A 16,698-nucleotide genomic window follows, 5' to 3' on the forward strand; every position below is an offset into this window, starting at 1 on the left:
CGGCACACACCACGAGCTGAGCCGCGTTACTTGGTGTTCGAGGCCTGGGCGTGGTGGTCGGCCTCGCGGGCCTCGGTCTGCGCCTTGGCCCACTTGTAGTCCGGCTTGCCCGCGGGCGAGCGCTTGATCTCGTCCACGAACCACAGGCTGCGCGGCATCTTGTAGGAGGAGATCTCCTTGACCAGGGTCGGGCGCAACTCCTCCAGCGTCGGGCGGGCGCCGCCGCGGCACTGCACAACCGCGACCACCCGCTGGCCCCAGCGCTCGTCCGGCACGCCGACCACGAGCGCGTCGAAGATCTCCGGGTGCGCCTTGAGCGCGCCCTCGACCTCTTCGGGGTAGATCTTCTCGCCACCGGAGTTGATCGACACCGAGCCGCGGCCCAGCATGGTGACGGTGCCGTCCTCCTCCACGCGGGCGAAGTCGCCGGGGATGGAGTAGCGAACGCCGTTGAACACCTTGAAGGTTTCGGCGGTCTTGACCGGGTCGTTGTAGTAGCCGAGCGGGATGTTGCCGGTGCGCGCCAGCATGCCGACCTGACCGGAGCCGGGCGCGACCTCGTTGCCCTCCTCGTCGATCACCTTGGTGGAGCCGTCGATCTTCACCCGCGGGCCACCGGTGTGCGTGGCGCCCTTGGCCGCCACGGCCAGACCGCCGAAGCCGGTCTCCGAGGAGCCGATGGAGTCGGTGATGAGCGCGTTCGGGAAGTTCTCGATGAACTGGTCCTTCAGTGCGGGCGAGAACAGCGCCGCGGAGCTGGCGAGCACCCACAGGCTCGAATGCTGGTACGCCTCACCGGTTTCCGCATTGCCCTCGGCCAGCGCGTCCAGCATCGGACGGGCCATGGCATCGCCGGTAATGAAGATCATGTTGACGCCGTGCCGCTGAATCGCCTGCCACACACCGTGTCCGCTGAACTCCGGCAGCATGACGGCCTTGCCGCCGTCGAAAAGGCTGTGCAGGGTCGCGGTGAACGCGCCGCCGTGGATCAGCGGCGGAATCGGGTAGCGCACCATCGGCGAGTTGCCGCTCGCGCCGCCCTTGGACTGCTCCCACTCGTCCTGGATGAATTCACCGGTGTAGAAGTTGATGCCACCGCCGAGGACGCGCCACCAGTCCTCCTGCCGCCACATGACGCCCTTGGGCATGCCGGTGGTGCCGCCGGTGTAGATCATCATGATGTCGTCGGAGGAGCGCTCGCCGAAATCGCGCTCGCCGCGCGAGCCGGCCAGCGCCGCTTCGTATTCCACCGCGGTCGGGGGCAGCGGCAGGTCGGTGCCGTCCTCGACGGTGACGACCGCCTTGATCCTCGGCACGTTCGGCAGCACATTGGCCACCCTGTCGCTGTACCGCCGCTCGTGAATGACGGCGACCATATCCGAGTTCTCGAAGATGTACTGCAACTCGTTCTCGACGTAGCGGTAGTTCACGTTGATCATGACTGCCCGCGCCTTGAAGATGGCCACCATGGCCTCCACGGCCTCAATGGTGTTGCGCGAGTACACGCCGACCTTGTCACCCGGCTGCACACCCTGATCCTGCAGGTAGTGCGCCAGCCGGTTGGCTCGGTCCTCGAGCTCGGCGTAGGTCACCGAACGAGCGTCGTCAACCAGCGCGACACGTTCCGGCATGAGGTCGATGGTGTGCTCGACAAGGTCCGCAATGTTGTAGCTCACTGCTTCAAAATAGAACGTGTTCTTGTGTGTGACAAGCCACAGATTCGGCTTTGGTCCAGTGACCGGATGTGCCCCCTGTCACACCCTACGGCGACTTACGCTGAATTGGAACAGATGCGAAAGGGCGCGACCCGTTCACCGGGGCGCGCCCTTTCCAACCGGCCGCGAAGCGCCTCTTCGGGGCCGGATTTCTGGAACTAGTTCTACGACCGACTCAGTGCCCCCTGCGACCGACTCAGTGCCCCTGCGACTCGATCAGCGGACGCAGCGCCTCGAACTGCGCCACGTCGCGGACACCCACGAGCATCATGGTGACGCCGGCCTGCTCCCACACCTTCAGCTGCTCACGCACCTGCGCTTCGTTGCCGATGATGGTGGTGTCGAGAATCAGCTCGTCGGGCACGACCGCCGCGGCCTCCTCCTTGCGGCCGGTGCGGAACAGCCGGGTGATCTCGTCCACCTGCTCGCCATAGCCCATGCGCCGGTACACCTCGGCGTGGAAGTTGAGTTCCTCGGCGCCCATGCCGCCGATGTAGAGCGCCATGAACGGGCGCAGCCGATCGAGTTCGGCCCTGGGGTCATCGGTCAGGATCACCTGTGCGGTGGCGGCGATCTCGAAGTCCTCGCGCGAGCGCCGCGCGCCCGGGCGCGAGAAGCCCTCGTCGAGCCATTCGTTGTACATGTCGGCCAGCCGCGGCGTGTAGTAGATGGCCAGCCAGCCGTCCGCGATCTCCGCGGTCAGCGCCACGTTCTTGGGGCCCTCCGCGCCGAGCCAGATCGGCAGGTCCGCGCGCAGCGGGTGGGTGATGGGCTTGAGCGGCTTGCCGAATCCCGTTGCGCCCGATCCGGAGTAGGGCAGCGGGTAGTGCGGGCCCGCGCTGGTCACCTTGCCCTCGCGGGCCAGCACCTGCCGCACGATCGAGACGTACTCGCGGGTGCGGGCCAGCGGCTTGGCGAACGGCTGCCCGTACCAGCCCTCCACCACCTGCGGACCGGAGACGCCGAGCCCGAGGATGTGCCGGCCGCCGCTGAGGTGGTCGAGGGTCAGTGCGGCCATGGCGGTGGCGGTCGGGGTGCGCGCCGACATCTGCACGACGGAGGTGCCCAGCCGGACCCGACTGGTGTCCGAGCCGTACCACGCCAGGGGCGTGAAGGCGTCCGATCCCCAGGACTCCGCGGTGAAGATGGCGTCGAAGCCGGTCTCCTCCGCGGCCAGCACCAGTTCCCGGTGATTGGCGGGCGGCTGCGCGCCCCAATATCCCAGTTGCAGACCAAAGCGCATTTCCATGTCCTTCCTAGAACATCCGGGGCTGGTTGTCAGGGCCGCAGCCCGTACTCTTGCCACCATCACTAGAACCTGTTCTACTCGATCTCGTGACTCTGGGGAACACCGAAATACTGTCCGCACCGCTGCGGATGCAATTCGACTACACCCGCTCCACCGGTCCGATCATCGGTCGCTTCCTCACGGAACTGCGATCCGGCAAGGTCGTCGGGGTGCGGGGTTCCGATGGGCGCGTGATCGTGCCGCCCGCGGAATTCGATCCGGCCACCGGCGAGGCGCTGTCGGAGTTCGTCGGCGTGTCCGACGTCGGCACCGTCCAGACCTGGTCGTGGGTGGCCGAGCCGCTGCCCGGCCAGCCCTTCGACCGGCCCTTCGCCTACGCGCTGATCAAGCTGGACGGCGCGGACACCGCCATCCTGCACGCGGTGGATGTGGCCTCCCCGGCCGACATCGCCACCGGGATGCGGGTGCGCGCACGCTGGGCCGCCGAGCGCACCGGCGACATCCACGACATCGCGGCCTTCGAACCGGGTGAGACCTCCACGGCCCCCGTCGATTCCGCGAGCGACCTCGAACCGGTGACCGGCATCGTGACCCCGGTCGACTTCTCCATCAAGCACACCGCCGCCCCGCAGGAGGCCGTCTTCCTGAAGGCGCTCATGGAGGGCCGCCTGCTCGGCGCCCGCGCCCGGATGGACGGCAAGGTGTACTTCCCGCCGCGCGGCGCCGACCCGCGCGACGGCTCGCCGACCGACGACTACGTCGAGGTGTCCGACAAGGGCATCGTGACCACCTTCTGCATCGTGAACGTGCCGTTCATGGGCCAGCGCCTCAAGCCCCCGTACGTGGCGGCCTACGTGCTGCTCGACGGCGCCGACATCCCCTTCCTGCACCTGATGCTCGGCGTCGAGGCGAGCGAGGTCCGGATGGGTATGCGAGTGGAGGCGGTGTGGAAGCCGCGCGAGGAGTGGGGCCTGTCCATGGCCAATATCGACCACTTCCGGCCCACCGGCGAACCCGACGCCGACTACGACAGCTTCGCGCACCACCTGTAGAGAGGCGCTGAACCACCTTGAACCACAAGGCAACTGACATCGCGGTCGTGGGCTTCGCGCACGCGCCGCACGTGCCGGAGACCTTCGGCACCACCAATGGCGTCGAGATGCTGGCGCCCTGCTTCCAGGAGCTCTACGCCAAGCTCGGCATCGGGGTCTCCGACATCGGCTTCTGGTGCTCCGGTTCCTCGGATTACCTTGCCGGACGCGCCTTCTCGTTCATCTCGGCCATCGACTCCATCGGCGCGGTGCCGCCGATCAACGAGTCGCACGTGGAGATGGACGCGGCCTGGGCGCTGTACGAGGCGTGGGTGAAACTGCGCTCCGGACAGGCCGAGACGGCCCTGGTGTACGGCTTCGGCAAGGCCTCGGCCGGTACCCTGCGCCAGATCCTCACCCTGCAGACCGACCCGTACCTGGTCGCGCCGCTGTGGCCGGACTCGGTGTCCATCGCCGGCCTGCAGGCCCGCGCGGGCCTGGACGCGGGCCGCTGGACCGAGGCGGACATGGCCGCGGTGGCCGCGCGCAGCACCGGCTCCGACGCCGAAAAGCTGCTGGCCGCACCGAAGGTCGCCGATCCCTTCCGCGCCCATGACATCGCGCCCATCACCGACGGCGCGGCCGCCATCGTGCTGGCCGTGGGCGATCGCGCCCGCGAGCTGTGCGAGCGTCCGGCCTGGCTGACCGGAATGGCCCACTACATCGACACCCCGGTGCTGGGTGCGCGCGACCTGACGGTCTCGGCCTCGGCCAAGAAGGCGGCCGACGCCCTCACCGGCGGCGACGCGAGCGGCTTCGACATCGCCGAGCTGCACGCGCAGTTCAGCCACGAGGAGCTGATCCTGAAGCAGGCCATCGGCCTGAACGGCACCACCCGGATCAATCCGTCCGGCGGTCCGCTGTCGGGCAATCCGATGTTCGCCGCGGGCCTCGAGCGCATCGGCTTCGCCGCCACCGAAATCATCAACGGCACCGCGAATCGCGCACTGGCCCACGCCAGTTCGGGGCCCGCGCTGCAGCAGAACCTGGTTGCCACCCTGGAGGCACGATGACACTCCCCGCCGCGGTGCTCGGCACCGGACAGACCCATCACGTGACCAAACGGTCGGATGTATCCATGGGGGGCATGGTCCGCGAGGCCATCGACCGCGCCCTGGTGGACTCCGGCCTGACCATGGCCGATATCGACGCCGTGGTGGTCGGCAAGGCTCCCGACTTCTTCGAGGGCTCCATGATGCCGGAGCTGTTCCTCGCGGATGCCCTGGGCGCCACCGGAAAACCGCTGCTCCGGGTGCACACCGCCGGTTCGGTGGGCGGCTCGACCGCGATCGTCGCGGCCAACCAGGTGCAGGCCGGCGTGTACGGCAAGGTGCTGGCCATCGCGTGGGAGAAGCAGTCGGAGTCCAACGCCATGTGGGCGCTGTCGAATCCGGTGCCGTTCACCATGCCGGTCGGCGCGGGCGCGGGCGGCTACTTCGCCCCGCACGTGCGCGCCTACATCCGCCGCTCCAATGCCCCGCTGCACGTGGGCGCCATGGTCGCGGTGAAGGACCGCCGCAACGGCGCGCGTAATCCGTTCGCGCACCTGCACCAGCCCGACATCACCCTGGAATCCGTGATGTCCTCCCAAATGCTGTGGGACCCCATTCGTTTCGACGAGACCTGCCCGTCCTCGGACGGCGCCTGCGCCATCGTGATCGGTGACGAGGCGTCGGGCAAGGCCGTGGAGGCACAGGGCAAGAAGGTGGCCTGGGTGCACGGCACCGCCATGCGCACCGAGCCGCTCGCCTACGCCGGCCGCGACCAGGTCAACCCCAAGGCCGGTCAGGAAGCCGCCAAGGCGCTGTGGAAACAGGCCGGGATCACCAACCCGCTCGAGGAGATCGACGCGGCCGAGATCTATGTCCCCTTCTCGTGGTTCGAGCCCATGTGGCTGGAGAACCTGGGCTTCATGCCCGAGGGCGAGGGCTGGAAGCTCACCGACGCCGGGGAGACCGCCATCGGCGGGAAGCTGCCGGTCAACCCGTCCGGCGGCGTGCTCTCCTCCAACCCGATCGGCGCCTCCGGCATGATCCGCTTCGCCGAGGCCGCCAAGCAGGTCATGGGCCGGGCCGGCGACTACCAGGTGGAGAACGCGCGCAAGGCCTACGGCCACGCGTACGGCGGTGGCTCGCAGTACTTCTCGATGTGGGTCGTCGGGAGTGAGCAGCCGTGACCACCACGACCGAACACCCGGCCCGGGTAGCGGGCACGGCGTCGCAGGCCGCGGTGCGGGCGAAGAACAAGGAGGCCTGGGTGGCGCTGTTCGCCGCCGACGGGATCGTGGAGGACCCCATCGGGCCGTCCTTCTTCGATCCCGAGGGCGTCGGGCACCGCGGCGCGGAGGCCATCGCAGCCTTCTGGGACAAGGCGATTGCCCCCACCGAGTCGATCGAGTTCCTCTTCGACGACTCCTTCGCCTGCGGTCGTGAGGTGGCCTACACGGGCCGCATCCGCACCACCATGAGTGGTCATATCGTCGACGCGGAAGGCGTCTTCACCTACAAGGTCGACGAGGACGGGAAAATTCTTGCCTTGCGCGCCTTTTGGGAGACCGAGCGCGCCATGTCGACGATGAAGAAGGCCTAGGCCCTCGGTCGGCATACGAAAGACGAAGCGGGCGACTGGATTCATCCAGTCGCCCGCTTCCTTTTTCTCCGCCCCGAGGAGTGAGAGGGGGAACGGGGCGGATCAAATCATCTGCGGCTCAGTGCTTCACGGGGCAGGTCTTGTAGTCGACCTGGAATTCCTTGATGCCGTTGAGCCAGCCGGACTGCAGCCGTCGCGGATCTCCGAGCTTGGAGATGTCGGGCATGTGGTCGGCGATGGCATTGAAGATGATCTCGATCTCGAGCCGGGCCAGGTTCGCGCCGATGCAGAAGTGCGCGCCGGTGCCGCCGAAGGACAGGTGCGGGTTCGGATCACGCAGGATATTGAAGGTGTACGGATCCTCGAACACCTCCTCGTCGAAGTTGGCCGAGCGGTAGGACAGCACGACCCGCTGCCCCTTCTTGATCTGCACGCCACTGATTTCCACGTCCTCGAGCGCGGTGCGCTGGAACGAGCTGACCGGGGTGGCCCAGCGGATGATCTCGTCGGCGGCGGTCTTGGGCCGCTCCTTCTTGAAGAGCTCCCACTGGTCCGGGTTCTCCATGAACGCGATCATGCCGTGCGTGGTGGCATTGCGGGTGGTCTCGTTGCCCGCGACGGCCAGCATCATGACGAAGAAGCCGAATTCCTCCGGCAGCAGCGCCTCGCCGTCCATGTCGGCATTGATGAGCTGGGTGACGATGTCGTCGGCCGGGCAGGCCCGGCGGGCCTCGGCCATTTGGTACGAGTAGCCGAGGATCTCGGTGGAGGCGATCACCGGGTCGGCGTCGCTGTCCGGATCGTCGTAGCTGGTCATGTCGTTGGACCACTTGAACAGCTTCATGCGGTCTTCCTGCGGCACGCCGATCAGTTCGGCGATGGCCTGCAGCGGCAGCTCGGCGGCCACCTGCTCCACGAAGTCACCGGTGCCGGAGTCGGCGGCGGCCTTCACGATGGCCTCGGCCCGGGCCGTCAGCTCGGCCCGCAGGCCGTTGATGACGCGTGGGGTGAAGCCCTTGGAGATGATCTTGCGAAGCTTGGTGTGCTCCGGGGCGTCCTTGTTCAGCAGGACGAAGCGCTGCAGATCGATCTGCTCGCGCGTGATGTCGTCCTGGAACCGCGGGATGGCGGTGTTCTCATAGGTGGAGAACACGTCGTCGCGCCGCGAGACGGTCTTGACGTCGGCGTGCTTGCTGAGCACCCAGAAGCCGTCGTCGGTGAAGCCACCGACCTCCGGCGACTTGGGGTTCCACCAGATGGGGGCGCTGCGGCGCAGTTCGGCGAGTTCTTCGACCGGGACCCGGTGCGCCCACATTTCCGGGTCGGTGACATCGAATCCATCCGGCACATCGGGCCGGGCTGCAGTGTCGACCACCAGCAGTCTCCTTTGACCAACTGAAACACGTTCTACCGCTATTGAAGCACAGGAGGTAAAACAAGAGAAGGGACTAGGTATTGGTCCGGAACAGGCTTACGTTACTGGTTGTGAACTCGTTGCAGTTCTAATCCGGAAGGAAAGACATGGGTACTCCCGTCATCGTCGAGGCCGCCCGCACGCCCATCGGCAAGCGCAATGGCTGGCTGGCCGGCCTGCACGCCGCCGAGCTGCTGGGCGCGGCACAGCAGGGCGTGCTCGAGCGCGCGGAACTGAATCCGGCGCTGGTCGAACAGGTCGTCGGCGGCTGCGTCATGCAGGTCGGCGAGCAGGGCAACAACGTCACCCGCACCGCCTGGCTGCACGCCGGGCTGCCGTGGCAGACCGGTGCGGTCACCATCGACAACCAGTGCGGTTCGGCCCAGCAGGCCGCGGGCCTGGTGGCCGGGCTCATCTCCACCGGCGCCATCGAGGTCGGCATGGCCTGCGGCATCGAGTCCATGAGCCATGTTCCGTTGGGCGCCAACGTCGGAACGCACGCCGGCCCGCGCCGTCCCGCGTCCTGGAACATCGACATGCCCAACCAGTTCGAGGCCGCCGAGCGAATCGCCAAGCGGCGCGGCATCACTCGCGACGATGTCGAGGAGCTGGGTGAGCGCTCGCAGCGACTGGCCGCGCAGGCGTGGGCGGAGGGCCGCTTCGATCGCGAGGTGCTGACCATCAAGAACGCGCCGCAGGTCGACAAGGAGGGCAACCTCACCGGCGAGTTCGCCGACATCAGCCGCGACCAGGGTCTGCGCGAGACCACCCGCGAGGGCCTGGCGAAGCTGAAGCCGGTGCTGGAGGGCGGAATTCACACCGCCGGTACCTCCTCGCAGATCTCCGACGGCGCGGCCGCGGTGCTGCTCATGGACGAAAAGGCCGCGCAGCGTGAGGGATTGCGCCCGCGCGCCCGCATCGTGGCGCAGTGCCTGGTGGGCGGCGAGCCCGAATTCCACCTGGATGGTCCGGTGCAGGCGTGCGAGCGACTGCTCGAGCGCAGCGGCATGAGCATCTCCGACATCGACTTGTTCGAGATCAACGAGGCTTTCGCGTCCGTGGTGCTGTCGTGGGCCTCGGTGCACAAGCCGGATTTCGATCGCGTCAACGTCAATGGCGGCGCCATCGCGCTCGGCCACCCGGTCGGCAGCACCGGATCCCGCTTGATCACAACGGCTTTGCACGAGCTGGAGCGCTCGGACAAGACCACCGCCATGGTCCTGATGTGCTGCGGCGGCGCCCTCGCGACGGGCACGATCATCGAACGGATCTAGTCCCTCAATGATTTTCGGCCAGGTTGAACGTTCATCCTGCTGGCCGCAAAACGTGGCGTACGCCACATGATCAGCGGCACAGGCAGGAAGATGAGACGTCAGCTATCTTATGGCTACCCGCGGCCCGTCCGGGAAGAGCCTCGCGACGGGCCAGAACCGGGGTTCTTAAGCGCTCAGCAAGAACCGTAGGGTTAGCCCGCAAACGCCCAAGCCACAGCGGGTGAAGCGGATGACCGCCTAGAAGCTTCAAGGAAATCGCGAATCAGGCGTAGGTTTTCAGTTACTGAGCCGCTAATATCAATGATACGTATCCGAGATAACGACTGTTAGTACAGCGAAGGGAATTGGGCGGCTCACAATGGCTGATTTCGCGGCGCGGCTGAACAAGCTGTTCGAAACCGTGCATCCCCCGGGGCGTAAGCCGCACACGAACGCAGAGGTGGCGGCAGCCTTGACGGCATCCGGCCATCCGATCTCGAAACCGTATCTGTCGCAGTTGCGGTCGGGACAGCGCACGAACCCGTCGGATGAGACGGTGGCAGCGTTGGCAAAGTTCTTCAAGGTCAAGCCGGACTACTTCTTCAACGACATCTACGCGGCGAAGATCGATCACGATCTCGAGCTGCTGTCCCAGCTGCAGGGCTATGGACTCCGTCGTCTGTCGAGTAGGGCGTTCGACCTGTCCGAAGAATCTCAGAACCTCCTCACCTCTATGGCGGAGAAGTTGCGGGCAAGCGAAGGACTGCCCGAAATTCCTCCGGACGGCACGGAATAGGCACTGCCACAGAGCAACACAGTGCGGCTAGCTCGGAGGCCGCACTGTGTTGGTTTGTTACAGGGCTTGCTCCGGACTCGACATGAACGGGTCACCGGCACTGCTTGCAGGGCAGTGCCGGTGACCCGCCGGACCATTCGGTTCGAGTGCAGGATGTTGCACCGGTCTCAGCGTGCTGAGGCCATGTGGCGTAGACCCCTGCACTGGTGCAGTATGCACAAACCTGGCATAACGCCGACTGGGCGAGTCCGGTCGGTCTAATGAGTTGTTTTGTGCACTATGTCGTTTTGTGCACTGTGGATGTTTCGGCCCCAATGCATCATCCGCGACAAGCAAGAGTGACAACATCTACTGACAAGCAAAGTCCCGTACTGCGCACGACGGGTTCGATGAGACGAAACCTCGGATACGAAGTCTCATCGTGCAGGGCCCGCCGGAATGCCACGCCCTTGGCAATCGCGCGCGGTACGGGACTTGCGCATTTGCGACAAGATCGCAATTGAGTCGGTGATCTCCGCGTGATCAAGTTCGGAGCCGCGGAGGGGTGGTAATGCGCGGATCCGCCGAATAGTAATGGAAAAGTAATGACTACCGTTGCGCGGAGCCCTGAATCGTGCTCGGCGACGCGGCCGCCGTCGCGTCGTAGGCGCGGGCGATGGCCTGCACCCAGCCACGCGGACTGACCCCCGCCGGCGGCGAGATCCAGCGACCGTCGATCACCACCTCGCCGAACGGATTCCGCGACCACGCGGCCACCCGCTGCGCGCGCTCGGCCACCGAGACCGGCGGCGCCCCCGCCGCGGCCAGCTCCACCCCGCCACCGGACTGCAGATAGAGCGCGTCCATGATCTGCGCGACCTGATCGGAAGCCTTGAGCTGAGTGCCCGATCCGGTCTGCTCGTGCGCCACCACTTCCGGGAAGCGCGCGATCAGCACCCGGTGCAGGGTGTGAATCTGCTTGAGCAGCACCCGGGCTCGCCACCACAGCTCGATCACGATCCACACCGCGCCGATGGCGATGAGCATGGCCGCGATCTGCCACATCGGCCAGAACCAGCCCTCGTCGCCGGGCTTCGGCATCGGCTCGTCGCGCGCCTCGCGGCGAATCGACATCGCCGCCAGCACACCGACCACCGCGGTACCGGTGGTGTAGAGCGCGATACCGCGGCCCAGCGTGGTCCAATCCAGGTTGCGCACACCGGTAATCACGATGAACACGCACTCCAGCAGCACGATCACCCAGCCGAAGGTCAGCGACCAGAGCAGCGTGAGAATCATGGCGATCGCGCCGCCGGCGTAGATCATCATGCCGATCTGACGCAGATTTCGTCGCGACACCACCGGCCACGCCGCGGCCGCCACCACCGAGGTGGCGGTGGCGAACATGATCCACGCCGCGGTGACCACCCGGTCGCCCAGCCACTGGCCGTGCACACCACCCGGTGCCAAATGGTCAACGGCCAGAGCGATTTCCGGCACGCCGACGGTCACCGCCAGCGCCACCGCGGCCACCGCGATCACGATCGCGACCCGCGCGGTGGTCGCCGGTTTCACCAGCACGCGCCCGACGCGTGCACCCGAGGCCATCCACACCAGCATGGCCGTCACCCAGAAGGTCATGCCGCATCCCCTGACTCGGTCATCCCAACGCCTCATCGAATCGAAGGACCGAGACGCCCGCGCCCCGGCTGTTGAACACGCGCAGGCGGGTCATGAGCATGCTCGCGAAAGTCTCCGCCTCCCACTCGCATTGCTCGTCGTCGCCGAGATCGATGGCCTTCTGATGCGCGCGCTGGCTGAGCATGTAGGCGATGAGATCGTCGCTGGCCTCCAGCACCACCTCGGTCGCCGCCTCGCCCGGATGGTCGAAGACGATGTGCCCCAGCTCGTGCGCCAGGGTGTGCTCACGACTGGGTAGCGACTGCGCCAGCACGATCACATCCCGGTCCGGATAGCTGCGGCGCTGGCCGCACACGCCCGGGCCCAGTTGGGCACTGGCGATCTCGATGATCCGCCGCCGCTCCGCCGAGATGGCGAGCACCACCTCGTCCAGGTCGGTGGCGTCGAAATCGGCGGCCACCGCGCACACCGCGTCCACCGCGGCGGCCACCCGGCGGTAGGACCCGATGCTATGAGCCTTGCTCCCGGTCATCGCGGTCCCCTCATACCCTCGGTCCGAAGAAAGCAGCGCGCGCGGCATCGACGCGCGCCTGGGCCGCGGACGCGCTCTGGAAGCTCACCGCGCCCGAGCCGGTGCCCACCAGCGCCATGGCGATCAGCCCGCCGATCACCGACAGTGGCTTCCACGGCGGCAGCGGGGTGTTGTTCGAGGTCGGCTTCACATCCGGATTCGGCTGGGCCAGAACGGGAGCGGGCGCCGGCGCGGGGAACGGCGGCGCGGCAGGTGCGACCTCCGGCTCGGGCAGCGCGGCCGCCGGGGCTACGACGGCGGGCAACTGCGGCACCGCCGGGGGCTGCGGAATCTCCAGCGGCACCGGCGGCACCGCGGGCGCGGCGGGCGGCGGGATCAGCAACAGCAGCAGTGGCGAAGCGCAAACCGCCGCGGAACCGAGCCCCGCGGAACCGATTCCGGCGGAACCGACCGCGGCCGAACCGGTGCACAGCGCGGCCAGCCCGGCCGAACCCGTTGCGGCCGAGCCCACCGCAGCCGAACCTGTTGCGGCCGAACCCGTGCCGAGCAGCAGGCCCAGCAGCGCGGAACCGGTCCCCACGCCCGCGGAGCCGACGCCCGCCGAACCCAGGCCGAGCACACCCGCGGTGCCGAGACCGGCGGAACCGACTGCGGCGGAACCGGTTCCGAGCGCGGCCGAACCGGTGGCCGCCCCGGCCGAGCCGGTACCGGCGACGGCCGAACCCAATTCCGCACCGGCGGAACCGGTTACGGCAGACCCGGTGCCCAGGGCCGCGGAGCCGGTTCCGCCCAGCACGGTGCCCAGTCCGGCCGAACCGACCGCGGCCGAGCCGACGCCGGCGGAACCGGCACCGGCCGAGCCGGTTCCGAGCGCGAGCAGCATGGACAGCAGATCCTGCGGCCCGGCCACCGGGGTGACGGGCTGCGGACGAGTGGCATCGATTGCCTGAGGTTGCGTGACAGCGGGCGCCTGCGATTGCGAACCGCCGGGCGCGGGCAGGGTCGGATCCTGGCCCGCGGGTACGGGATCGAGCGGGATGCCCCCCGGATGCGCATCGGCAACCGCGGGCGCGAGCAGCGCCGAACCGGTGACAGCAGCGATCACTGCCACCAGGCGCATTGCACGATCGACGATCATGCGACAGCCATCCCCTCATCAGATACCGCGCGCTTGGCTTCCTCCGCACCAGGGGTACGGAATCCCGATCCGCACCAGGCAGTTCGGGACAGGTCTCGAGCTCACACTGTCGCCCCGATTGCCGGACCGTTGCGGAACGCGGCCATCGTACCGGTCACGACGGCAATCCGCGCAAGTCCCCGATTGCATTAGGGGGGCTCACAAACCGTACGCCTGCGCGACACCCCATGTACCCAATATCACCAGCGGCCCAGGCCAATTGGCCCGGGCCAGGTTCTTCGGGCCGAACCTCACCGTCGAAGCAGGGCGACCGTGAGGTCTGAAACCTCGCACTAAAGCTGACAAATCAGGCAAAAGGCAGCTAACTCGCAGGTGCCCCGGCCGACCCGACACGGATCCGCACAAAGGCGCCCCGACGTTGCGTGGTGGGTCGATAAACGCGCGAAGCCGCCCCCGGGCGAGAGGTTCCGGGGACGGCTCGGCGCGCGCCGGATGGGCGCGCGCAAGGATCCGAGGGTTGGCCGGATCCGGGTGCGCGGTCGGGCTGTGGTGGCCGCGCACGTTCGGGGACGCGTCAGGCGGTGGTGCTGACGCGGTAGGTGTTGAGGCTGTCGATGCGCTCGATGGCCTCGGTGATGATGCGGTCGATGAGGTCCTGCACCGTGGGCAGGTCGTCGATGATGCCCGCGGCCTGGCCGGAGGCGAGCACGCCCGCGTGGGTGTTGCCCTCCACCAGACCGGCTTTCAACAGCATCGGGGTGTTGGCGGCCATGATGACCTGGGACCAGGTGAGGCCCTTCTGCTTCCGCATGCCGATGCCGTCCTTGATCATGGTCGACCACTTCATGCCGGTCATGCTCTTGAACTTGACGGCATTCGAGACGGCGGCGGTGAGTCCGCGCAGGCCGCTCGAATGCTCCAGCTTGTCCACCAGTTCGGTGTTCAGCACGCGGTGCGGCATGCCGTCGACCTTCTTGGAGACGACGGTGTCCTGCAGTCCGCGCTTGAGGTACTCCTGCTTGACCGAGTCCGGGACGCTCGAGTCCTGGGTGAGCAGGAAGCGGGTGCCCATGGCGACGCCGGCCGCGCCGTAGGACAGCGCGGCGGCCAGGCCGCGGCCGTCGAAGAAACCGCCACCGGCGACCACCGGGATGTCGACGGCGTCGAGGACGGACGGCAGCAGCAGTGTGGTCGCGACGGAACCGGTGTGGCCACCGCCCTCACCGCCCTGCACGATCACCGCGTCAGCGCCCCAGGAGGCGACCTTGACCGCATGCTTGGCCGCGCCGATGGACGGCATGACGACCACGCCGTTGTCCTTGAGCTTGGCGATGAGCTCCTTCTTGGGAGCCAGCGCGAAGGAGGCCACCTTCACGCCGTCGCGGATCATCATGTCGATGCGGTCGGGCGCGTCCGACAGGTCGGCGCGAATGTTCACGCCGAAGGGCTTGTCGGTCTTGGCCTTCGTCTTGGCGATGGCCACCTCGAGTTCGTCGAGGGTCATGGTCGCCGAGGCGAGGATGCCGAGGCCGCCGGCGTTCGCGGTGGCCGCGACCAGGCCCGGACCGGCGACCCAGCCCATGCCGGTCTGCACGATCGGGTGCTCGATGCCGACCAGTTCGGTCAGCGGCGTCTTGAGCCGTTGCGCGGTCATGCCGTCACTTCCTTCTCACGGAAGCCCTTGGGGTCCAGCACGGTCCGGATGATGGTGAGCTCTTCCTCGGTGGGCAAACGGGTCTCGCCCGCGTCGGCCAGCCCGGCGATCTCGAAGGAGGTGTTCTCCGCGACCTCGTCGGCGGTCACACCCGGGTGCAGCGACAGCGCGCGCAGGGTGTGGTCCGGGCCGTTGAAGTCGAACACGCCCAGGTTCGAGACCACCCGGTGCAGGTGGTGGAAGCGGTAGGCCGGGTTCTCGGAATCGACCTGGTCGTAACCGATTCCGGAGACGATGTCGACCTGGTCGACGAACACCCGCTTGTTGTGCTTGGGCACGAAGTAGCTGGTGGCGTGGTTGATGGTGTTGCCCGGCGCGCCGCGCACACCGAACATCTGCCGGGTCGGCTGCTGCAGCGGACCGAACGCGGACAGGTTCTGGTTGCCGTACCTGTCGATCTGGTTGGCGCCCATGACCACATGGCGGCGACCGGAATTCACCACATCGAAGACCTTCGAGAACGGAATCCAGCCCTCGATGGGCGCCTTGCCGCCGATCGGCGGGATCTCGGCGAAGAACAGCGCCTCACCGTCGGACAGCAGCAGGTCCGGCTCGAAGGTGAGCCGCGCCAGCCGCGCGCCGATGGTGGTGACGGTGGACATGGGCGAGGCCATGATCTCGCCCGCGCCCCGGAAGATCTCGGCGGCGGCAACGACGCAGATCTCGGCCCGAGTAACGGTGGTGGTGTCGGTCATTACTTCTGCTCCTCGGCGAAAGCCTTGACGGCGGCCTGATATTCGGCCTCGGACACGTCCAGGTAGCGAGCCTTGAACTCGGCCCACGACTCGGGCGTCTTGGCGGCCTCGACGTAGTGGCGCTGGAACTTCTCGTCGCGGCCGTAGCTGCCGGAGAAGGTGAAGTGCGCGCCGCCGGGGGCCTCGACCACCCCGTCGACCATCATGCGGTTGAGGATGAGAGCCTGCGTCGGAACGGCTTTCACCAGTTCCTCGGTCTCGACGAGCCGGTCCACCGACAGGTAGCGCTTCTCGGCGGAGAGCATGTACAGGTCGTCCATGTACGGGTCGACGCCGGTGTAGGCGGCATTGCCGTGCTTGTCACCCAGGTCCAGGTGCACGAAGGCGGCGTCCAGGTTCAGAGCGGGCATGGCGACGAGGGTTTCGCGGCGGCCGTCTGCATCGGCGTACGGGGACTGGACGGTCTCGAGCTCGCCCTCCCAGAAATCGATGACGGCAGAACCCAATCCGGCGCGGATGGGCAGGAACGGCAGGCGGGCCGCGGCGGCCTGCAGACCGCACTTGACCATGCCCTCGTCCATCTCGCGCACGGTGATCGCACCCTCGGTGCGGGCCTTGGCGAACCACGGGTCGTAGAACGGCGCGGAGTCCAGGGACACGAAGCCGTAGTAGGCCTTGCGCACCTTGCCCGCCGAGCACAGCAGGCCCAGATCCGGGCCGCCGTAGGTGACGACGGTCAGATCGGTGATGTCCGAACGCAGCAGGGCGCGCACGAAGGCCATCGGCTTGCGCCGGGAACCCCAGCCGCCGATGCCGATGGTCATGCCGCTGCGAAGCTCACCGACGACCTCGTCGAGGCTCATTCGCTTGTCGCGCATAGTGTTTCGCCCCT

At 67.4% G+C, this 16,698-nt stretch carries 15 protein-coding genes; 6 read left to right on the forward strand and 9 right to left on the reverse strand.

The genetic code is table 11. The features are described 5' to 3' along the window. Positions 1-26: 26 nt before the first annotated feature. Both ACFXIV_RS06410 and ACFXIV_RS06415 read right to left on the reverse strand, forming a co-directional pair. The gene (locus ACFXIV_RS06410; RefSeq protein ID WP_379398117.1) at positions 27-1,676 is read right to left on the reverse strand and encodes an acyl-CoA synthetase; all 1,650 of its coding nucleotides are present in this window, start codon (positions 1,674-1,676) and stop codon (positions 27-29) included. A gap of 235 nt (positions 1,677-1,911) precedes the next feature. After that, positions 1,912-2,958 (reverse strand): LLM class F420-dependent oxidoreductase, encoded by a 1,047-nt coding sequence (locus ACFXIV_RS06415; RefSeq protein WP_379398119.1) that lies wholly within the window; start codon positions 2,956-2,958, stop codon positions 1,912-1,914. Positions 2,959-3,050: 92 nt separating this feature from the next. Here ACFXIV_RS06415 and ACFXIV_RS06420 point away from each other — a divergent pair, with 92 nt between their 5' ends. From ACFXIV_RS06420 to ACFXIV_RS06435, 4 genes are read left to right on the forward strand one after another with little or no spacing between them, the layout of a single operon-like run. Beyond that, on the forward strand, positions 3,051-4,016 hold the full coding sequence (locus ACFXIV_RS06420; RefSeq protein WP_379398120.1) for a Zn-ribbon domain-containing OB-fold protein: 966 nt from the start codon (positions 3,051-3,053) through the stop codon (positions 4,014-4,016). Positions 4,017-4,033: 17 nt separating this feature from the next. Further along, positions 4,034-5,068 (forward strand): thiolase domain-containing protein, encoded by a 1,035-nt coding sequence (locus tag ACFXIV_RS06425; RefSeq protein WP_364606261.1) that lies wholly within the window; start codon positions 4,034-4,036, stop codon positions 5,066-5,068. Beyond that, the gene (locus ACFXIV_RS06430; RefSeq protein WP_379398122.1) at positions 5,065-6,231 is read left to right on the forward strand and encodes a thiolase domain-containing protein; all 1,167 of its coding nucleotides are present in this window, start codon (positions 5,065-5,067) and stop codon (positions 6,229-6,231) included. The genes ACFXIV_RS06425 and ACFXIV_RS06430 overlap by 4 nt, the downstream gene beginning before the upstream one ends. Then, on the forward strand, positions 6,228-6,644 hold the full coding sequence (locus tag ACFXIV_RS06435; protein ID WP_379398124.1) for a nuclear transport factor 2 family protein: 417 nt from the start codon (positions 6,228-6,230) through the stop codon (positions 6,642-6,644). Before ACFXIV_RS06430 ends, ACFXIV_RS06435 begins: the two co-directional genes overlap by 4 nt. Positions 6,645-6,762: 118 nt before the next feature. Here ACFXIV_RS06435 and ACFXIV_RS06440 read toward each other — a convergent pair whose 3' ends face one another. After that, the gene (locus ACFXIV_RS06440) at positions 6,763-7,959 is read right to left on the reverse strand and encodes a cytochrome P450 (RefSeq protein ID WP_379398260.1); all 1,197 of its coding nucleotides are present in this window, start codon (positions 7,957-7,959) and stop codon (positions 6,763-6,765) included. 206 nt (positions 7,960-8,165) lie between these two features. Here ACFXIV_RS06440 and ACFXIV_RS06445 point away from each other — a divergent pair, with 206 nt between their 5' ends. Beyond that, positions 8,166-9,332 carry a steroid 3-ketoacyl-CoA thiolase gene (locus ACFXIV_RS06445; RefSeq protein ID WP_379383143.1) on the forward strand — a complete coding sequence of 389 codons (1,167 nt, stop codon included), beginning with the start codon at positions 8,166-8,168 and terminating at the stop codon, positions 9,330-9,332. A gap of 358 nt (positions 9,333-9,690) precedes the next feature. Then, positions 9,691-10,107 carry a helix-turn-helix domain-containing protein gene (locus tag ACFXIV_RS06450; protein ID WP_011207048.1) on the forward strand — a complete coding sequence of 139 codons (417 nt, stop codon included), beginning with the start codon at positions 9,691-9,693 and terminating at the stop codon, positions 10,105-10,107. A gap of 588 nt (positions 10,108-10,695) precedes the next feature. Here ACFXIV_RS06450 and ACFXIV_RS06455 read toward each other — a convergent pair. The 6 genes from ACFXIV_RS06455 to ACFXIV_RS06480 form a co-directional block, all read right to left on the reverse strand. After that, positions 10,696-11,727 carry a hypothetical protein gene (locus ACFXIV_RS06455; protein WP_379398125.1) on the reverse strand — a complete coding sequence of 344 codons (1,032 nt, stop codon included), beginning with the start codon at positions 11,725-11,727 and terminating at the stop codon, positions 10,696-10,698. A 19-nt stretch (positions 11,728-11,746) separates the two neighbouring features. Further along, positions 11,747-12,259 carry an ImmA/IrrE family metallo-endopeptidase gene (locus tag ACFXIV_RS06460; RefSeq protein ID WP_354831205.1) on the reverse strand — a complete coding sequence of 171 codons (513 nt, stop codon included), beginning with the start codon at positions 12,257-12,259 and terminating at the stop codon, positions 11,747-11,749. A 10-nt stretch (positions 12,260-12,269) separates the two neighbouring features. Continuing rightward, positions 12,270-13,397: a hypothetical protein gene (locus ACFXIV_RS06465; RefSeq protein WP_379398127.1), complete on the reverse strand. Its 1,128-nt coding sequence runs from the start codon at positions 13,395-13,397 to the stop codon at positions 12,270-12,272. Between the two features lie 574 nt (positions 13,398-13,971). Further along, positions 13,972-15,051 carry an NAD(P)H-dependent flavin oxidoreductase gene (locus ACFXIV_RS06470; RefSeq protein ID WP_379398129.1) on the reverse strand — a complete coding sequence of 360 codons (1,080 nt, stop codon included), beginning with the start codon at positions 15,049-15,051 and terminating at the stop codon, positions 13,972-13,974. Further along, a complete protein-coding gene (locus ACFXIV_RS06475) occupies positions 15,048-15,806 on the reverse strand; it encodes a CoA-transferase subunit beta (protein ID WP_379398131.1) in 759 nt (252 codons plus the stop codon). Before ACFXIV_RS06475 ends, ACFXIV_RS06470 begins: the two co-directional genes overlap by 4 nt. Beyond that, on the reverse strand, positions 15,806-16,684 hold the full coding sequence (locus ACFXIV_RS06480) for a CoA transferase subunit A (RefSeq protein ID WP_379398133.1): 879 nt from the start codon (positions 16,682-16,684) through the stop codon (positions 15,806-15,808). The genes ACFXIV_RS06475 and ACFXIV_RS06480 overlap by 1 nt, the downstream gene beginning before the upstream one ends. Positions 16,685-16,698: the final 14 nt, after the last annotated feature.

Source organism: Nocardia sp. NPDC059236 (genome assembly GCF_042754085.1).
Lineage (GTDB): Bacteria > Actinomycetota > Actinomycetes > Mycobacteriales > Mycobacteriaceae > Nocardia.

Bases quoted from the DNA above. Each gene is read 5' to 3' on its own strand.
- ACFXIV_RS06415 (WP_379398119.1), bottom strand. From the start codon at position 2,958: ATGCGCTTTGGTCTGCAACTGGGATATTGGGGCGCGCAGCCGCCCGCC.
- ACFXIV_RS06430 (WP_379398122.1), top strand. From the start codon at position 5,065: ATGACACTCCCCGCCGCGGTGCTCGGCACCGGACAGACCCATCACGTG.
- ACFXIV_RS06440 (WP_379398260.1), bottom strand. From the start codon at position 7,959: ATGTGGGCGCACCGGGTCCCGGTCGAAGAACTCGCCGAACTGCGCCGC.
- ACFXIV_RS06445 (WP_379383143.1), top strand. From the start codon at position 8,166: ATGGGTACTCCCGTCATCGTCGAGGCCGCCCGCACGCCCATCGGCAAG.
- ACFXIV_RS06450 (WP_011207048.1), top strand. From the start codon at position 9,691: ATGGCTGATTTCGCGGCGCGGCTGAACAAGCTGTTCGAAACCGTGCAT.
- ACFXIV_RS06455 (WP_379398125.1), bottom strand. From the start codon at position 11,727: ATGACCTTCTGGGTGACGGCCATGCTGGTGTGGATGGCCTCGGGTGCA.
- ACFXIV_RS06460 (WP_354831205.1), bottom strand. From the start codon at position 12,259: ATGACCGGGAGCAAGGCTCATAGCATCGGGTCCTACCGCCGGGTGGCC.
- ACFXIV_RS06465 (WP_379398127.1), bottom strand. From the start codon at position 13,397: ATGATCGTCGATCGTGCAATGCGCCTGGTGGCAGTGATCGCTGCTGTC.
- ACFXIV_RS06470 (WP_379398129.1), bottom strand. From the start codon at position 15,051: ATGACCGCGCAACGGCTCAAGACGCCGCTGACCGAACTGGTCGGCATC.
- ACFXIV_RS06475 (WP_379398131.1), bottom strand. From the start codon at position 15,806: ATGACCGACACCACCACCGTTACTCGGGCCGAGATCTGCGTCGTTGCC.
- ACFXIV_RS06480 (WP_379398133.1), bottom strand. From the start codon at position 16,684: ATGCGCGACAAGCGAATGAGCCTCGACGAGGTCGTCGGTGAGCTTCGC.